General features: G+C 68.2%; 13 protein-coding genes and 2 pseudogenes. 1 reads left to right on the top strand and 14 read right to left on the bottom strand.

What is annotated here, in order from left to right:
* Nucleotides 1-92 precede the first annotated feature (92 nt).
* The 11 genes and pseudogenes from OG817_RS19425 to OG817_RS19475 all read right to left on the bottom strand — a co-directional run.
* On the bottom strand, nt 93-548 hold the full coding sequence (locus tag OG817_RS19425) for a hypothetical protein (protein ID WP_406056546.1): 456 nt from the start codon (nt 546-548) through the stop codon (nt 93-95).
* On the bottom strand, nt 549-1,295 hold the full coding sequence (gene dapB / locus OG817_RS19430) for a 4-hydroxy-tetrahydrodipicolinate reductase (RefSeq protein ID WP_406056548.1): 747 nt from the start codon (nt 1,293-1,295) through the stop codon (nt 549-551).
* Between the two features lie 62 nt (nt 1,296-1,357).
* Nucleotides 1,358-3,199, bottom strand: a complete 1,842-nt coding sequence (locus tag OG817_RS19435; RefSeq protein ID WP_406056550.1) for a hypothetical protein — start codon at nt 3,197-3,199, stop codon at nt 1,358-1,360.
* Nucleotides 3,200-3,223: 24 nt separating this feature from the next.
* Nucleotides 3,224-3,661: a GNAT family N-acetyltransferase gene (locus tag OG817_RS19440; protein WP_406056552.1), complete on the bottom strand. Its 438-nt coding sequence runs from the start codon at nt 3,659-3,661 to the stop codon at nt 3,224-3,226.
* Nucleotides 3,661-4,665, bottom strand: coding sequence for an ABC transporter ATP-binding protein (locus OG817_RS19445; protein ID WP_406056554.1), 1,005 nt, complete (start codon nt 4,663-4,665; stop codon nt 3,661-3,663). Before OG817_RS19445 ends, OG817_RS19440 begins: the two co-directional genes overlap by 1 nt.
* Nucleotides 4,665-5,666, bottom strand: a complete 1,002-nt coding sequence (locus OG817_RS19450; protein WP_406056556.1) for an ABC transporter ATP-binding protein — start codon at nt 5,664-5,666, stop codon at nt 4,665-4,667. The genes OG817_RS19445 and OG817_RS19450 overlap by 1 nt, the downstream gene beginning before the upstream one ends.
* Nucleotides 5,663-6,556 carry an ABC transporter permease gene (locus OG817_RS19455; RefSeq protein WP_396389595.1) on the bottom strand — a complete coding sequence of 298 codons (894 nt, stop codon included), beginning with the start codon at nt 6,554-6,556 and terminating at the stop codon, nt 5,663-5,665. Before OG817_RS19455 ends, OG817_RS19450 begins: the two co-directional genes overlap by 4 nt.
* Complete coding sequence (locus OG817_RS19460; RefSeq protein ID WP_396389594.1) at nt 6,549-7,475, bottom strand: ABC transporter permease; 927 nt, start codon at nt 7,473-7,475, stop codon at nt 6,549-6,551. The genes OG817_RS19455 and OG817_RS19460 overlap by 8 nt, the downstream gene beginning before the upstream one ends.
* On the bottom strand, nt 7,472-9,052 hold the full coding sequence (locus tag OG817_RS19465) for an ABC transporter substrate-binding protein (RefSeq protein WP_396389593.1): 1,581 nt from the start codon (nt 9,050-9,052) through the stop codon (nt 7,472-7,474). The genes OG817_RS19460 and OG817_RS19465 overlap by 4 nt, the downstream gene beginning before the upstream one ends.
* A gap of 647 nt (nt 9,053-9,699) precedes the next feature.
* A pseudogene (locus OG817_RS19470) lies at nt 9,700-9,822 on the bottom strand (hypothetical protein); the annotation flags it as partial.
* Between the two features lie 122 nt (nt 9,823-9,944).
* A pseudogene (locus tag OG817_RS19475) lies at nt 9,945-10,595 on the bottom strand (ATP-binding cassette domain-containing protein); the annotation flags it as partial.
* A gap of 7 nt (nt 10,596-10,602) precedes the next feature.
* On the opposite strand from OG817_RS19475, the gene OG817_RS19480 reads away from it, so the two are divergent.
* A complete protein-coding gene (locus tag OG817_RS19480; RefSeq protein ID WP_406056559.1) occupies nt 10,603-10,854 on the top strand; it encodes a hypothetical protein in 252 nt (83 codons plus the stop codon).
* A gap of 231 nt (nt 10,855-11,085) precedes the next feature.
* Here the strand turns inward: OG817_RS19480 and OG817_RS19485 are convergent, their stop codons facing one another.
* The 3 genes from OG817_RS19485 to OG817_RS19495 form a co-directional block, all read right to left on the bottom strand.
* Nucleotides 11,086-12,471, bottom strand: coding sequence for an FAD-binding oxidoreductase (locus tag OG817_RS19485; RefSeq protein WP_406056561.1), 1,386 nt, complete (start codon nt 12,469-12,471; stop codon nt 11,086-11,088).
* A 63-nt stretch (nt 12,472-12,534) separates the two neighbouring features.
* The gene (locus tag OG817_RS19490) at nt 12,535-13,848 is read right to left on the bottom strand and encodes a M16 family metallopeptidase (protein ID WP_406056563.1); all 1,314 of its coding nucleotides are present in this window, start codon (nt 13,846-13,848) and stop codon (nt 12,535-12,537) included.
* Nucleotides 13,845-16,076 (bottom strand): polyribonucleotide nucleotidyltransferase, encoded by a 2,232-nt coding sequence (locus OG817_RS19495; RefSeq protein ID WP_360457756.1) that lies wholly within the window; start codon nt 16,074-16,076, stop codon nt 13,845-13,847. The genes OG817_RS19490 and OG817_RS19495 overlap by 4 nt, the downstream gene beginning before the upstream one ends.
* Nucleotides 16,077-16,141: the final 65 nt, after the last annotated feature.

A 16,141-nucleotide genomic window follows, 5' to 3' on the forward strand; every position in this document is an offset into this window, starting at 1 on the left:
TTGCCACGCACTTCCCCTGAAAGTATCCCGTTCCACACCGCGTTGTCAGTTACCGCGCTGTCCTTCACAGCCAACTCCCAGGTAACTCCTGGTCAGTTCACCGGCTTTTCATGCCCTTCATGCTGTGCGATCGCGGTCCGCATGGTGGCGCGGGCGCGCCTGCGATCACCTGCCGCGTCGTACGCCGTCGACAGTCGGAACCACACCCGCCAGTCCCCCGGCGCAGCCTCCGCCTCGGCCTTGTACTTCTCGAACGCCTCGTCCGCGGCCGCGCGGTCGATCCGCCCGGACGGCCGGCGTGGGAGGTCGTCGACCGGCAGCCCACCGGTCGCCTCGAGCTCACGCGCCAAGACCTCGGTACGACGTCCGAACTGCAACTCCCGCCAGACCAGGAACGCGCCGAGCACCGGGATCACCAGGACCGCGATCCCGAGTCCGACCGCGATCGGGTCGCCGGTGCCGATCAGCAACACCCCGCGCCAGCCGAGCAGAGCGGCGTACACGACGAAGACCGCCGCGATCACGATCGCCGCACGCTTGGCGTTCACCTAGTCGAGGTCCATGAAGTGTTCGAGCCCCACGGTCAGCCCGGGCGTGCCGCCGATCCGCCGGACACCGAGCAGTACGCCGGCCATGAACGAGACCCGCGCCATCGAGTCGTGCCGGATCGTCAGCGTCTCGCCGGTGTCGCCGAACAGGACCTCCTGGTGCGCGACCAGGCCACGCAGCCGGATGCCGTGCACCCGGATCCCGTCGACGTCCGCGCCGCGGGCACCGTCCAGCGAGGTCGTGGTCGCATCCGGGATCGGGCCGGCGTTGGCCTCACGCCGCGCGGCGCCGATCAGCTCGGCGGTACGCCGTGCCGTCCCCGAGGGAGCGTCGACCTTGTCCGGGTGGTGCAACTCGATGATCTCGACGGACTCGTAGTACCGCGCGGCCTTGGCGGCGAACTGCATCATCAGCACAGCACCGATGGAGAAGTTCGGCGCGATCAGTACGCCGGTGCCCGGGTTCTTCTCGAGCAGTCCGCGGAGCGTGGCCAGCCGCTCGTCGTCGAACCCGGTGGTGCCGACGACCGCGTTGACCCCGTGCTCGATGCACCAGGCCAGGTTGTCCATCACCACCTCGGGCCGGGTGAAGTCGACCACCACCTCGGCGCCGGCCGCGGTCAGCTGCTCGAGCTCGTCGCCCAGGTCGAGCCGTGCGACCAGCTCGCAGTCCTCGGCCTCCTCCACCGCGAGGCACGTCTGAGCGCCCATCTTGCCCTTGGCCCCCAGCACACCGACCTTGATCATCCGCACCCTCTCAGCTGTGTGGTCGAAGGGCTACAGGATCTCATCCGGTCCCGGCGAGGCCATCACGGTGTCTTGACGAGGCGCTCGCGGCGCGGGACGTAGATCTGCAGATTCATGGTGTCCTTGGCCGGCGCGAGCAGTTCGTAGTCGGCCCGGAAGTCCAGCAGGCACGCTTGCAGGGCAGTGATCTCGACGTCGGAGATGCGGCGGTTGAGGATGATGATCGGCGGCCGGCCAGGGCTCCACGGCTGGCCGCTCTGGCAGACCTCCTCGATGCCGGCGGCCGTCCGCGGCCGTTCCTTCGGCGCGACCCAGGCCTCGCCGACCGGCTTGCCGCCCAGCATCAAGACCAGTCCGGCCATCTTGTCGAACGCCAGCATCGGGCGTCCGGCAGGTTTCAGGTACGGCTTGAGTTGGGCCTCGAGCGCGGTGTAGTTCTGCGCCGCGGTCTCGTCCAGGTAGAGGCCCTTCAGCGGCGGCATGGTCGCCGCCACGGTCAGGTCGGCGTGACCCTTCGACCGGTACGGGTACAGGAACAGGCCGGTGTACGAGAGCGATGCGACGGCGACCAGCGACGCGACCGTGACGAGCCCGACGAGCAGCCGCGCGGTGACCGGCGTCACCCAGATCCCGGTCACCACCGCGATCATCACCGCGGCCCACGCGGCGAAGGCGTTGAACCCGATGACGTAGAGCGGGTTGTTCGTCCCGAACGCCTGCACCATCGGCAACACCACGAGCAGCGCGAGCACAACCCACCCGCGGGCGTTCTCGCGGCTCAGCACCGACCGCCCTGTGAGCCGCACTCGTCCGGCGATCAACGCCGCGACGGCAACCACCAGTGCCACCAGTACGGCGGCCAGCAGGGTCACCGGGTAGTCGAACACATGCGCCGAGCCACCGATCGCAGCGTCGTCGACGACAACCCGACGTACGGAGAGAACCAAGGCGGCCACGGCAAGGACCGCAGCGACAGCCTGGAGCCAGCGCCGGCGGGCGATCACCGCGATCACGGCGGCGACCAGGAGCGGCCAGTGGTCGCGGAGAGTCTGGCCGAGAAGGTCGACAGCAGTGGACCAATACATGTGCAACAGCTCAGTCGGCGAGTACGACGTTCCCGCGATGAACCTGTTCACGGTCATGATCCCGGGCACCGCGACGTTCAGCTTGATCACGAACAGTTGCACGACGAGGGCGGTGAGTGCGACCCCGGCGACAGCGAAACCGATGCCTCTGGCAACGGCTTTCACACCCTGCCCGGCCAGTACGACCAGCGCGGCGATCACGGTCAGGCCGATCACTACGACTGATGTCCACTTCGCCAGCAGCATCGCCGCGATGATCACACCGGCGACCATCAGCACCCAGAACGGCACCGGCTTACCGCGGTCGACTGCGGTCGCCATCCACAGCACACACGAGACCAGCGCGAGCGCGCCGATCAGGATCACGTCGTTGTAGCCGGGCGACTGTGGCATCCAGGTGTAGGACACTCCACCCGCGGCGAGGATGACGGCCATCCCGGCCAGCTCCCACAGCTTCGTCGGCGCTGCATTCGGCCGGCGGCCGCGCAACCAGCGCATGAAGCTGTAGCCGAACAGAAGGTGGACCACGACCAGCGTCAGCAACCGGAACAGCCGCAGGCTGACGATGTCGTACCCGAGCCACTGGAACACCGGCCCGTAGAGATACTGCACCCCGGTCAGCGCCAGCGGATTCTGGGCCCACCACCGATACGACAGCAGGTAGTAGCCCTCATCGGTGATGTCGAACCCCTCGTGCGCGGCCCGGACTGCGGTCAGGATCCACCACGCGGCCAACGCTCCCGCCACCAGGACCACCCCGGCGAGCACCACGGACCGTCCAGGCAGCGCACCCGTCGGGTCGCTCGTCCTTCCCTTCACGGCGGCCACCCTAGGCCATCGCAGTCAGGTAAGCCGTTTCGCGTAGCACCGCGCCAGCGGATCGTGAACGTACTTCCCGTACGGCGAGGTCGCCTGGTAACCGAGCGATTCGTACAGGGCGACCGCCTCCGGCTGGCGGGTGCCTGTGGCGAGGCGGAGCGACGTCGCGCCCCGGTGCCTGGCCACCGCCTCGACAGACGCCACCAGCCGCCGCGCGATCCCGCGGCCGCGGTAGTGCTCGTGCACGAACATCCGCTTGATCTCGCCGACCCCGTCGTGCACCGGCATCAATCCGATGCAGCCGAGCCCCTCACCGTCTTCCAGCGCGACGAGGAACCTGGTGGCCGGATCGACCCAGTGGGTCGAGGGGCTGTCCGGGTAGCGGGTGAACAGCTCCTTCAGGGCGAGGTCCAGCAGCAAGGCCAGCGCCGGATCGCCCGATGGCCGGGGGTCGATCAGCATCAGACCGAGGCCGCGGAGGCGTAGGTGGTTTGAGCTTCCTCGGCGAAGTGGCAGGCGACGGTCTGGCCGGAGGTGAGGTCCCGCAGTTGTGGTTCCTCAGTGCTACAGCGTGACTGCGCACGGAGACAGCGAGTGTGGAAGCGGCAGCCCGATGGCGGCAGGACCGGGGACGGCGGATCGCCGGCAAGGACGATGCGCTGGCGGCCCTGCCGCGCCAGGCCGGGCTCTGCGGACAGCAGTGCTTGCGTGTACGGATGCGCGGGTACGTCGTACACCTGCTGGTGCTCGCCCAGCTCGGCGACACGGCCCAGGTACATGACCGCGACCCGGTCCGAGACGTGCCGGACCACGGACAGGTCGTGGGCGACGAAGATGATGCTGAGACCGAGCTCACGCTGCAGCCGCATCAACAGGTTCACCACCTGCGCCTGGACCGACAGGTCCAGTGCGGACACCGGCTCGTCGCACAGCAGTACGTCCGGGTTGAGCGCGATCGCCCGCGCGATCCCGATCCGCTGGCGCTGCCCGCCGGAGAACTGGTGCGGGAACTTCGACTCGTCCTCGGCCCGCAGGCCGACCAGGTCGAGCAACTCGCGCACCCGGGCCCGGATGTCGATGCCCCTCGAGACGTCGGGGTGAACCTCCAGCGGCTCGGCCACGATCTCACCGACGCGCATCCGCGGGTTCAGGCTCGAGTACGGATCCTGGAACACCACCTGCACGTTCTGGCGCCACCGGCGCAGTTGCCTGCCGCGCAGTCTGCTCACGTCGACACCGTTGTACTCGATCTGGCCCGAGGTCGGCTTCTCCAGGGCGGCGAGCAGCCGGACCAGCGTCGACTTGCCACAGCCGGACTCGCCGACGATGCCGAGCGACTCGCCCTTGCGCAGCGTCAGATCCACGCCGTCGACGGCTCGGACCAGTGTCTTGGCGCCGAAGGACAGCGCCGGGCTGATGTCGTAGTGCTTGACCAGATCCGTTGCCACCAGCAACTCTTCGGCCATCAGACCGCCTCCCGCTCGGAGATGGACGTACGAAGGATGCACGCGGCCTCTCGTCCTGGTGCGACGGTGAGCAACGGCGGGACCTCCGTGGCACAGTCGTCGATCGCCATCGGGCACCGGGTCCGGAACGCGCAGCCGGACGGGATCGCCCGCAGCGACGGCGGCGTACCGGGGATCGTCGGCAGCTCTTGGCCCTTCAGGTCCGCCGACGGCATCGAGCCGAGCAGACCTTCGGTGTACGGATGCACGGGATGGTCCAGCGCTTCCGCGGTCGATGCCCGCTCGACGACATGGCCGGCGTACATCACCACCACGTTGTCCGCGACGTCCGACACCACGCCGAGGTCGTGCGTGATCAGCACGACGCCCATGTCCCGCTCGGCCTGCAGGTCCGCGATCAGCTCCAGGATCTGCGCCTGCACGGTCACGTCGAGCGCCGTCGTCGGCTCGTCCGCGATCAGTACATCGGGATCCAGCGCGAGCGCCATCGCCAGCATCACCCGCTGCCGCATGCCGCCGGAGAACTCGTGCGGGTAGTCGCGCACCCGTCGCGCCGCGGCCGGGATCCGTACCTGGTCGAGCATCTCGGCCGCCCGCTTCAGCGCGTCCGACTTCGACAGGCCGCGGTGCACCCGGTAGCACTCGGCGATCTGGGTCCCGACCGACTGCACCGGGTTCAGGGCCGACAGCGAGTCCTGGAACACCATCGTGATCCGGTCGCCGACGATCTTGCGGCGTTCCTTCACGGTCATCGCGATCAGGTCGGCGCCGCGGTACTCCGCCGTACCCGACACGATCCGGCCGGGCGGCATCTCCAGGATCCCGGTCAGCGCCTGGGTCGAGACGCTCTTGCCCGACCCGGACTCCCCCAGGATCGCCAGCGTCTCGCCGGCCCGGACCTGCCAGGACACTCCGTCGACGGCCCGGACCGGGCCGTGCGGAGTGTCGAACTCCACGGTTAGGTCCTCGACCTTCAGCAGTACTTCACCAGTTGTCGTCATCTCAGCAGCTTCGGGTCCAGGGCGTCGCGGATCGAGTCGCCGATGATCATGAACGAGATCGTCATCGTCGAGATGAACAACGCCGGCCAGAGGAACAGGTGTGGGGATTCCCGGTACGACGAGGCCACGCCGAACTGCGACCCCCAGGAGATCGACGGCGGTTGCAGGCCGACGCCGAGGAAGGTCAGCACGGCCTCCAGCCCGATCAAGCCGCCGATGCCGAGCGTGGTCATCGCGAGCAGCGGCGCCATCGCGTTCGGGAACACGTGTTTGCGCAGGATCCGCAGCGGTGGCACGCCGACCGACCGAGCCGCCAGCACGTACTCGCGGTTGCGGACCGAGAACACCGTGGAGCGCATCACCCGCATCCCCTGCGGCCACCCGGTCACCAGGATGATCGCGACGATGATCCAAATGCTGCGGTTCGGCACCGAGTTCAGGATCACGATCAGCGCGATCAGGCCCGGCAGCGCGAACAACACGTCCGCGACCCGCGAGATCGCGGTGTCCACCAGTCCCGGGAAGTAGCCGGCCAGCAGGCCGAGGATGCCGGCCACCACGAACCCGCCGATCCCGGCGACCAGGCTGACCAGCACCGACGGCCGGGCACCGTAGATCACGTTGGCGAAGTAGTCGCAGCCCTGGATGTCGAAGCCGAACGGGTGCCCCGGCTCGCGGCTGTGTGCGCTCTTGGCGAGCGCACAGAAGCGCGGGTCGACCGAGGTGAACAGCCGCGGCACCGCGGCCATCAGGAAGAACGTCAGCACCAGCACCAGGCAGATGACGAACTGCGGTTTGCGCAGCAACGCCCGGAGCAGTTGGGTGTTCGACAGGGTCCGGCCTTCGAGGTCCTGCGTCTCGGCCCCGAAGACCTGCGAGGTCTCAGACATTGCGCACCCTCGGATCGATCGCGCCGTAGATGACGTCGACGGCCAGGTTGATCAGGATGAACATGAGGAACGCGAGTGTGGACAGCAGCACCACCACACCACCCTCCTTCAGCTTGATCGCCTGGAACATGAACTGGCCGAGCCCGGGCAGGTTGAAGATGCTCTCCGCCAGCACCGCGCCGGCGAAGATGCCGGCGAAGTCGATGCCCATCAGCGTCACCACCGGCAGGAGGGCGTTCGGCAGCACGTGCCGCCACAGGATTCGCTGCTCGCCGAGACCCTTGGCCCGGGCGGTCTTGACGAAGTCGGAGTTCGCGGTGTCGACGATCGACGTCCGGGTCAGCCGGGCCAGCCCGGCGAACCCGGTGATGCCGATGCAGATCGCCGGCAGCAGGTACGACATCGGCCAGCCGTCCCGGGTGCCGGAGACCGGCAGCCACTTCAGCTCGACGCCGAACAGGTACTGACCGGTGAAGTACAGCACCAGACCCGGCACCGCGAGCACCACGAGTGTTGCCAGCAGCAACAACCGGTCCATCACGCCGTTGCGCTTGAAGCCGGCGTACAGGCCGAACAGCAGGCCCGCGATCCACTGGAAGACCAGGCCCAGGGTGGCCAGCTTCAGCGTGACCGGGATCCGCAGCCGCAACTGGTCGGCGATGTCCGCACCGGCGAACGTCGTACCGAAGTTGCCGGTGAACATGTCCTTCATGCTCAGCAGGTACTGGACGATGAAGGGATCGTCGAGGTGGTACTGGGCCCGCTTGGCCGCCAGGACGGCGGCCGGGATCGGCTTGTCGCCGGCCAGTTCCCGCAGGGGGTCCCCGGGCATCGCGAAGACGAGCGCGAAGACCCCCAGCGTGACGATCAGTCCGATCGGAATCGCCGCCAGGATGCGGCGCAGGATGAACCGGATCACTTGAACGTGGCGTAGAGGGCCGACACCCCGACGTACTTCGAGACGCGCGGCTCGATCTTGGCCGAGTGCAGGTACGCGTTCGACTTGGTGTACAGCGGGATCAGCGGCATGTCCTCGAGCGCGATGTCCTCGGCCTGCTGGTAGATCTTGATCGCCTTCTCCTGGTCCGGCTCGGCGTCACCCTTGGCCAGCAGGGCGTCCAGCGCCGGGTTGTTGTAGCCGGCGAAGTTCGCGTCACCGTTGGACTTGAACATCGGCGTCAGGTAGTCCTCGATCGACGGGTAGTCGTGACCCCAGCCGCTGAACCGCAGGCCGTCCAGCTTGCGGGTGTCGGCCAGCGTGGTGATGTCCGAGCCCGCCTTGCCGGCGTACTTCACGGTCAGGCCCAGGTTCTGCCGCAGCATGTTGCCGATCGCCTCGGCGAAGATCTGGCCGGTCGCCGACGTGGTGTTGTAGCTGATCATGACCGGGTCGGAGAACCCGCCGGCCTCCTGCAGCAACTGCTTGGCCTTGGCCGGGTCGTAGTCGCAGTACTTGCAGGCGTTGTCGCGGTACCCGTCGATGTCGGGCGCGATCAGGCCCTTGGCCGGGTCGGACAGCCCGACCAGGTCCGCGAACGCCTTCCGGTCGATCGCCATCGAGAACGCGTGCCGCAGCTTCGGGTTCTTGTACCGCGCGTCCCAGGCCGGGATGACCAGGTAGTTGGCGCCGGAGCTGACCGCCGTGACCCAGCCGTCGGGGGCGTCGGTCTTGAAGGTCTTCACCTTGGTCGGGGGTACGTCGACGAAGTCCACGTTGCCGGCCAGGAACTCGTTGTACGCCGTGTCCGCGTTCGGGATGAAGCGGTAGGTGATGGACTGCGCCTCGGGCGCGTTCGGGCCCTTGTAGCCGTCCCACTTGGCCAGCTTGATGTCGTCACCGGCGTTCCAGTCGGCCGCCATCTTGTAGGGGCCGTTGCCGATCGGCTTGCGCTTGTAGGCGTCCGGGTTCTTGCGGACCTCCTCCGGCAGCGGCGCCAGGCCGAAGTACTGCAGGGTCAGCCCGAACTGCGAGAACGGCACCTTGAGCTTGACCGTGAAGGTCAGGTCGTCGACCTGCTTGAGTCCGCTCAGCGTCTTCACCGACGTCGGCTTCGGGGTGGCGCCGTCCGGGGTCGGCGGGTTCAGCGCGTCGTACCCGTCGACCTTGGAGAAGAAGCCGTTGTTCTTCCAGGCGTTCGAGCCCTGCGCGGTCATGTTCCAGCTGTCGACGTAGTCCTTGGCGGTCAGCGCCTGGCCGTTCTGGAAGGTGTTCCCGGGCTTCAGCTTGATCGTCCAGGTCTGGCTGGTCTTGTCAGGCGTGATCGAGTCCGCCATCACGTTCAGCAGCTTGCCCGTGTTCGGGTCCGTGGTCACCAGCGGCGCGAACACCGCCATTGCGACCTGGATCCCCGGGCTGCCGTTCTCGTTCAGCGGGTTGATGTACTCCAGCGGATCGGCGGCGATCGCGATGATCTCGCTCTTGTCTCCGGAACCAGAGCCACTGCTGCTCTTACCGTCACCACAGGAGGACAGCAACAGCGCAAGGCCGACTGTCACCCCCACAACCCCAGTCAGACGTCGCACGGTAGAACCAACTTCCTCGGCAAAGCGCCGCTAGGCGGGCGGATCAAGCGTCATGCTCTCTGGTCGAAACTGCGCATGTCAACGTTGTCAGGCGCAAAGCGGCGGCGCGTAACGCAGGCGTTACTTTCCCGAGACCTCAGACGACCAGTGATCCGATGGGCAAGCCCGGGCTACCTTAATCCGATAAGCGCGACGAGTCATCAGACGTCACGTCAGATCTCGGCCAAAACCTCAGGTGCTCACAAATGCTCAGTCACCGCCTGCAGCCCATCCGGTCACGTGTGCACTGAGTGTTCGTCCGCACGCATGCTGTGGTGGAGCACCGTACCCGCGCACCAGAGCAGCTGGCCCGCTCACTCCGGTTGTGCTGCGAACAGCCGCGCGAAGCGGTCGTTCGGTTGGGCCATCAGCTCCGGATACGTCCCCTGCTGGACCACCGAGCCGGCGTCGATGACGTAGATGCGGTCCATCTCCATCAGGGTCCAGGCGCGGTGCGAGACGACGATCGTGATCCGGCTGTGGCTGCTGCGCCGGAGTTCGGCGAAGATCTCCCGCTCGGCCTCCGCGTCGATCGCCGACGTGGGCTCGTCGAGGATCCACACGCCCGCGTTCCGCAGCCGAATCCGCGCCAGTGCGAGCCGCTGCCACTGCCCGCCGCAGATTCCGGTACCGCCCCACTGTTGGCCCAGTTGCGTGCCGAGCGGGACGTCAGCCGCGAAGGTGCCCGCCAGCGCGGCCCGGATCTCGTCATCGGATACGGCTCCGGCGAGCCGAGGGCGACTGCATCGCGGAGCGTGAACTCGAAGCGGCCGAACTCCTGTACCAGCAGACCGAAATGCCCAAGCCGCTCGCTCTCGCTCAGCTCCGTAGCGTCCCGGCCGTCGATCAGCACCCGCCCGGCATCCGGCGCCAGGCTGCCGAGGAGGAGATTGACCGCGGTCGACTTGCCGGCCCCGTTCACGCCGACCAGGGCGACGAGCTCACCACGCCGTGCCTCGATACAGACGTCCCGCAGGGCTGGCTCCGACACGCCCGGATAGCGGAAGGTGACGTTGTCCAGGGCAACGGAATCGACCCTCGGTACGACGAGCTGCGGCTCCCGCTCGGGAGCGCTCCGGACGAACCGGCGATAGATCCGGGCCTGCGGCGCGGTCGTGACGATCGTGCCGAACGTGTAGCCGCACAGCCGGATCGCGTTCAGTCCTGAGATGGTTCCGGCAACGGCCGCGGCAGCCGCTCCCCCAGTCGCCCCGCCGAGCACCAGGGCGACCAGCGCGCCGCCGAACAGCAGGACGGTCGCGACGGCAGCCACGAGCTCCGCCGTCATGGCCGTCCCGATCATCCCGTCCTGGATCCGGGTCGCGCCGGCCCGGCGTTCGGTGACCAGCCGTGCGACCTTGACGCCGGAGCCGAGGGCGGCCAGCTCGGTCGCAGGACGCTGCCGGATGAGCTGTTCGGTGGCGTACCCGGCGACGCGGTCCTTCTCCGCAACCCTCGGCCACTTCGCGGACTCCATCCGCGCGATGGCAGTGAATGCGACCACCGTCCTGCGCGAGCCCGGCGCGGTAGTGCAACCTCAATCGCAGCATCATCCGCTGGCCAGAGCCGGTCGCCACCTGCGCGAGCGGATACATCAGGCCCACCACCGCCGTGAGCCCGATCAACGGCACCCAGGCGTGGCCTCGGTCCAGGCCCTCGATCAGACTGCGGAGCAGGACGACCTGGGCGCCCGGAAGGACGGCTTGGCCGAGGACGAGAGCCGAGTAGAACAGTAACCAGCCCGGAGCGACCCGGACGGCGTCGGACAGGGATTCGCGGGCGGTGCGTAACGCATCCCACAACGGAGCGAGCACGGTGATCCTCTTTCGCAGACGGCAGGCCAAACCGCGCTGGGTCGATCCAGCGCGGTGCGGCACGTCGGCCGTCAAGTGCGTGCGATCCCGTTCAGCGAGGGATCCAGAGGCAGATCACGTGGTGACGCGACACAACGTCGGTCACTTTACCGCTCAGTGGGGCCGGATGTTCTGGTTCAGGTGGAACAGGTTGCCCGGGTCGTACTTCTGTTTGAGGTCCCTCAGCCGGTCGTACGTCGTGGCGCCGTACGCGGACCGGATCCGGTCGGTGCCCTCGTCGCTCAGGAAGTTGACGTAGACGCCGGACTGATGCGGCTCGAGCGCCTGCCACGAGTCACGGACCCACTGCCGCTGCTCCTCGAACCCGTCCGGACCGAGCGTCACTCCGACGAAGTTGAACGTGTGCCCGCTCGATCGCGCGCCGAACGCCGTACTGTCCGGGCTCACCCGGGAGATCGCGCCGCCGAGCTGGAAGATCGGGTACGACGTGTACGGCGAGTCGATCGCCATCCCGCGCGCGGCGGCGATGTCGATCACCTCGTCGGACAGTTCGGTGACGTCGGAGGACCGCATGTAGTACCACCGGCCGTGCGGGAAGCTCGGGTCGAACATCGCCTGCAGATCGACGTACGGCTTCGGCGCGCACAGGTCCAGCAGCGGCGGCGCGAACGCCTTGAGCGGCGCCACGACGCGCTCGCCGTCCTCGACCGAACCGGCGTAGCAGGCCAGCACGACCACCACCGGGCGGCCGTGCAGTTCGGCCGGAATCGCCGGCAGCGGCGGGATCCACCGATGCATCACCGCGGTGGTGAGGTCGTCGGGTACGTCGGTGATCCAGTCGCGGTAGAACCGCATCAGGTCCGGCGACTTCTCCATCGGCCACATGATCGGGCCGCCGTAGATGATCGGCCCGACCGGATGCAGCCGGAACTCGAACTCGGTGACGATGCCGAAGTTCCCGCCGCCACCACGGATCCCCCAGAACAGGTCCCCGTTGGCGTCTTCACTCGCGGTCACCAGCTCGCCCTCGGCGGTGATCACGTCGGCGGAGATCAGGTTGTCGATGCTCAGCCCGTACTTCCGCATCAGCCAGCCGATCCCGCCGCCGAGCGTGAGTCCGGCGACCCCGGTGTGCGTGACGATGCCGGACGGTGTGGCGAGACCGAAAGCCTGCGTCTCGCGGTCCAGCTCGCCGAGCAGGACGCCCGCCTGCGCACGCGCCGTACGGCGAACCGGATCGACCCGGATCCCCTTCATCCGTCCGAGGTCGATCAGAATGCCGCCGTCGCAGGTCGAGTGGCCCGGGAAGCTGTGGCCGCCACCGCGGACCGCCACCTGCAGGCCGGTCCGGCGAGCGAACGCCAGCGCGGCCCGGATGTCGGCGGCTCCGGTGCAGCGGGCGATGAGTGCGGGCCGTCGATCGATCGATCCGTTCCAGACCTTCCGCTGCTCGTCGTACGACGGATCGCCCGGAGAAACCAGGTCACCGCGGAAGTCGTCCGCCAATGCTTGTGTTGCCGATGTAGTTGTCGTGGTCATGCTGGGACCCCCTCCCCGCTCGACAGTCTGCTCCTGCGCCGGGGGGCTGTCGAGGGGGGAACCTCAGACCGCGAAGGCCGTGCCGTCCTCGTCGAACGGACCCATCACGGTAAGGGCCGGGGTGCCGGCGTAGAGATCGGCGGCGAGTGCGGAGACGTCGTCGAGGGTGACGGAGTCGATCCGGTGCAGGATCTCGTCGACGGTGGGCAGTTCGCCGTACACGAGCTCGGCCTTGGCGATCCGGGTCATCTTGGCGCCGGTGTCCTCCAGGCCCATCACGACCGATCCGCGCATCTGGCCCTTGCCGCGGAGCAGCTCGTCCGGCGTAATGTTGCCGCTGGCAATCGACTGCAGCTCGGACCGGACCACGTCGAGCACCTCGGTGGCCTTCTTCGGCAGGCATCCGGCGTACACGCCGACCATCCCGGAGTCCGCGTACGCCGAGCCGAACGTGAAGACCGAGTACGCCAGGCCGCGCTTCTCCCGGACCTCCTGGAACAGCCGCGACGACATGCCGCCACCGACGATCCCGTGCAGTACGCCGGCCACGTACCGGCGTGCGTCGCTGCGGACCAGACCCGGCATCCCGAGCACCAGGTGCGCCTGCTCGACGTCGCGGTGGTGCACGCGCACCCCGCCGTACATCGGCACCTGCTTGGCGATCGGCCGGCGTACTGCGGCCGGCTCGGCCTCGGTGGTGACCCAGTGGCGCTCGAACGCCTTACGAACAAGGCGAACGACGTCCGCGTGGTCGACGTTGCCGGCGACCGAGACGACGATGTTGGCCGGCTTGTAGCGGCGGCGGTACCAGCCCACCACCTGCTGGCGGGTCAGTCCTGCGACCGACTCCGGCGTCCCCGTGATCGAGCGGCCGAGTGGCGACCTGCCCCACAGTTGCTCGGCGAAGAGATCGTGGATGTGGTCCGACGTCTCGTCGGCGTGCATCGCGATCTCTTCGTCGATGACGTCGCGCTCACTCTCGACGTCCTCGCTCGTCAGGGTGGCGGAGGTGATCATGTCGCAGATGACGTCGACGGCAAGCGGGAGATCGGAGTCGAGCACCCGCGCGTAGTAGCAGGTGTACTCCTTGCCGGTGAAGGCGTTCATCTCGCCGCCGACCGCGTCGAGCGCGGCGGAGATCTCCAGCGCGTCGCGGCGCTCGGTGCCCTTGAACAACAGGTGTTCGAGGAAGTGCGTCGCACCGGCCAACTGCTCCGGTTCGTCCCGGGAGCCGACGCCGACCCACAGGCCGAAGGTGACCGAGCGGAAGCCCGGCACAGACTGGGTCAGCACACGAAGCCCGGAGGGCAGGACGGTCCGTTTCACCGGACCGCCCGCCTCCGGGCTCAGCAGTGTGCTGGTGATCGCTCGGGTCACTCGGCGGACTCGGCCTCTGCCTTCTTCTCCTCGGCGGAGCCCTTCTTCTCGTCCTCCTCGAGGACGGGAATCAGGGAGAGCTTGCCGCGGTCGTCGATCTCGGCGATCTCGACCTGCAGCTTCTGGCCGACCGAGAGCACGTCCTCGACCGCCTCGACCCGCTTGCCACCGGCCAGGCCACGCAGCTTGCTGATGTGCAGCAGGCCGTCCTTGCCCGGCAGCAGGCTGATGAACGCACCGAAGTTGGTCGTCTTCACGACCGTGCCCAGGTAGCGCTCACCCTTCTCCGGCATGGTCGGGTTCGCGATCGCGTTGATCGCAGCCCGCGCCGCCTCGGCCGACGGACCGTCGGTCGCGCCGATGTAGACGGTGCCGTCGTCCTCGATCGAGATGTCGGCGCCGGTGTCCTCGGTGATCTGGTTGATCATCTTGCCCTTCGGGCCGATGACCTCGCCGATCTTGTCGACCGGGACCTTCACCGAGATGACCCGCGGCGCGAACTCGCTCATCTCACCCGGCGCGTCGATGGCCTTGGCCATCACGTCCAGGATCGTCAGCCGCGCGTCCTTGGCCTGGGTCAGCGCACCCGCGAGCACGCTGGCCGGGATGCCGTCCAGCTTGGTGTCCAGCTGCAGGGCGGTGACGAAGTCCTTGGTGCCGGCGACCTTGAAGTCCATGTCGCCGAACGCGTCCTCGGCGCCGAGGATGTCGGTCAGCGCGACGTACTGCGTCTCGCCGTCGACCTCACCGGAGATCAGACCCATCGCGATACCGGCGACCGGGGCCTTCAGCGGCACACCGGCGGACAGCAGCGACAGGGTGGAGGCGCAGACCGAACCCATCGAGGTGGACCCGTTCGAACCGAGCGCCTCGGAGACCTGGCGCAGCGCGTACGGGAAGTCCTCGCGGGACGGCAGCACCGGCACCAGGGCCCGCTCGGCCAGCGCGCCGTGACCGATCTCGCGGCGCTTCGGCGAACCCACCCGGCCGGTCTCACCGGTCGAGTACGGCGGGAAGTTGTAGTTGTGCATGTAGCGCTTGCGGGTCTCCGGGGACAGCGTGTCCAGCTGCTGCTCCATCCGGAGCATGTTCAGCGTGGTGACACCCATGATCTGGGTCTCGCCGCGCTCGAACAGTGCCGAACCGTGCACCCGCGGGAGCACCCGTACCTGCGCCTTGAGCGGCCGGATGTCGGCCAGCCCGCGGCCGTCGATGCGGACCTTGTCCTTGAGCACCCGCTGCCGGACCAGCTTCTTGGTCAGCGACCGGAACGCCGCGGACAGCTCCTTCTCGCGGCCCTCGAAGTCGGCGGCCAGCTTGTCCACAGTGGCGGCCTTGACCGCGTCGGTGGCGTCCTCGCGCTCGTGCTTGCCGGCGATGGTCAGCGCCTGCGCCAGCTCCTCGGACGCGGCGGCCTCGACCGCGGCGAACGCGTCGTCGGCGTAGTCCGGGAAGACCGGGAACTCACCGGTCGGCTTCGCGGCCCGCGCGGCCAGGTCGGCCTGCGCCTCGACCAGCGTCTTGATGAAGCCCTTGGAGGCCTCCAGGCCCGCGGCGACGATCTCCTCGGTCGGCGCCTGGACTCCGGCGGCGACCTTCTCGAAGGTGCCCGGGGTCGACTCGGCCTCGACCATCATGATCGCGACGTCACCGGTCTCGGTGACCCGGCCCGCGACCACCATGTCGAAGACCGCGTCCTCGAGCTCGGTGTGGGTCGGGAAGGCCACCCACTGGCCGTCGATCAGCGCGACGCGGACGCCGCCGATCGGGCCGGAGAACGGCAGACCCGCGATCTGGGTCGACATCGACGCGGCGTTGATCGCGAGAACGTCGTACAGCTTGTCGGGGTTGAGCGCCAGGACCGTGATGACGACCTGGATCTCGTTGCGCAGGCCGGACACGAACGACGGCCGCAGCGGGCGGTCGATCAGCCGGCAGGTCAGGATGGCCTCCTCGGACGGACGGCCCTCCCGGCGGAAGAACGATCCGGGGATCCGGCCCGCGGCGTACATCCGCTCCTCGACGTCGACCGTCAGCGGGAAGAAGTCGAACTGGTCCTTGGGCTTCTTGCTGGCCGTGGTGGCCGACAGCACCATCGTGTCGCCGTCGAGGTAGGCGGCGGCGGAGCCGGCGGCCTGCTGGGCCAGACGGCCCGTCTCGAAGCGGATGGTGCGGGTGCCGAAGCTGCCGTTGTCCAGCACGGCCTCGGCGAATTCGGTGCCCTCCATGGGCGTACCGGTGGATCCCGTCACGGGATACCCCTCTCTCACTGTGGGCGACAGCGAGGCGCGAG

This window comes from Kribbella sp. NBC_00889 (assembly GCF_045207705.1).
Lineage (GTDB): Bacteria > Actinomycetota > Actinomycetes > Propionibacteriales > Kribbellaceae > Kribbella.

Excerpts from the sequence above, each read along its gene's own strand:
- dapB (WP_406056548.1), bottom strand. The coding sequence starts at position 1,295 with ATGATCAAGGTCGGTGTGCTGGGGGCCAAGGGCAAGATGGGCGCTCAG.
- OG817_RS19440 (WP_406056552.1), bottom strand. The coding sequence starts at position 3,661 with ATGCTGATCGACCCCCGGCCATCGGGCGATCCGGCGCTGGCCTTGCTG.
- OG817_RS19445 (WP_406056554.1), bottom strand. The coding sequence starts at position 4,665 with ATGGCCGAAGAGTTGCTGGTGGCAACGGATCTGGTCAAGCACTACGAC.
- OG817_RS19450 (WP_406056556.1), bottom strand. The coding sequence starts at position 5,666 with ATGACGACAACTGGTGAAGTACTGCTGAAGGTCGAGGACCTAACCGTG.
- OG817_RS19455 (WP_396389595.1), bottom strand. The coding sequence starts at position 6,556 with ATGTCTGAGACCTCGCAGGTCTTCGGGGCCGAGACGCAGGACCTCGAA.
- OG817_RS19480 (WP_406056559.1), top strand. The coding sequence starts at position 10,603 with ATGGCAGTGAATGCGACCACCGTCCTGCGCGAGCCCGGCGCGGTAGTG.
- OG817_RS19485 (WP_406056561.1), bottom strand. The coding sequence starts at position 12,471 with ATGACCACGACAACTACATCGGCAACACAAGCATTGGCGGACGACTTC.
- OG817_RS19495 (WP_360457756.1), bottom strand. The coding sequence starts at position 16,076 with ATGGAGGGCACCGAATTCGCCGAGGCCGTGCTGGACAACGGCAGCTTC.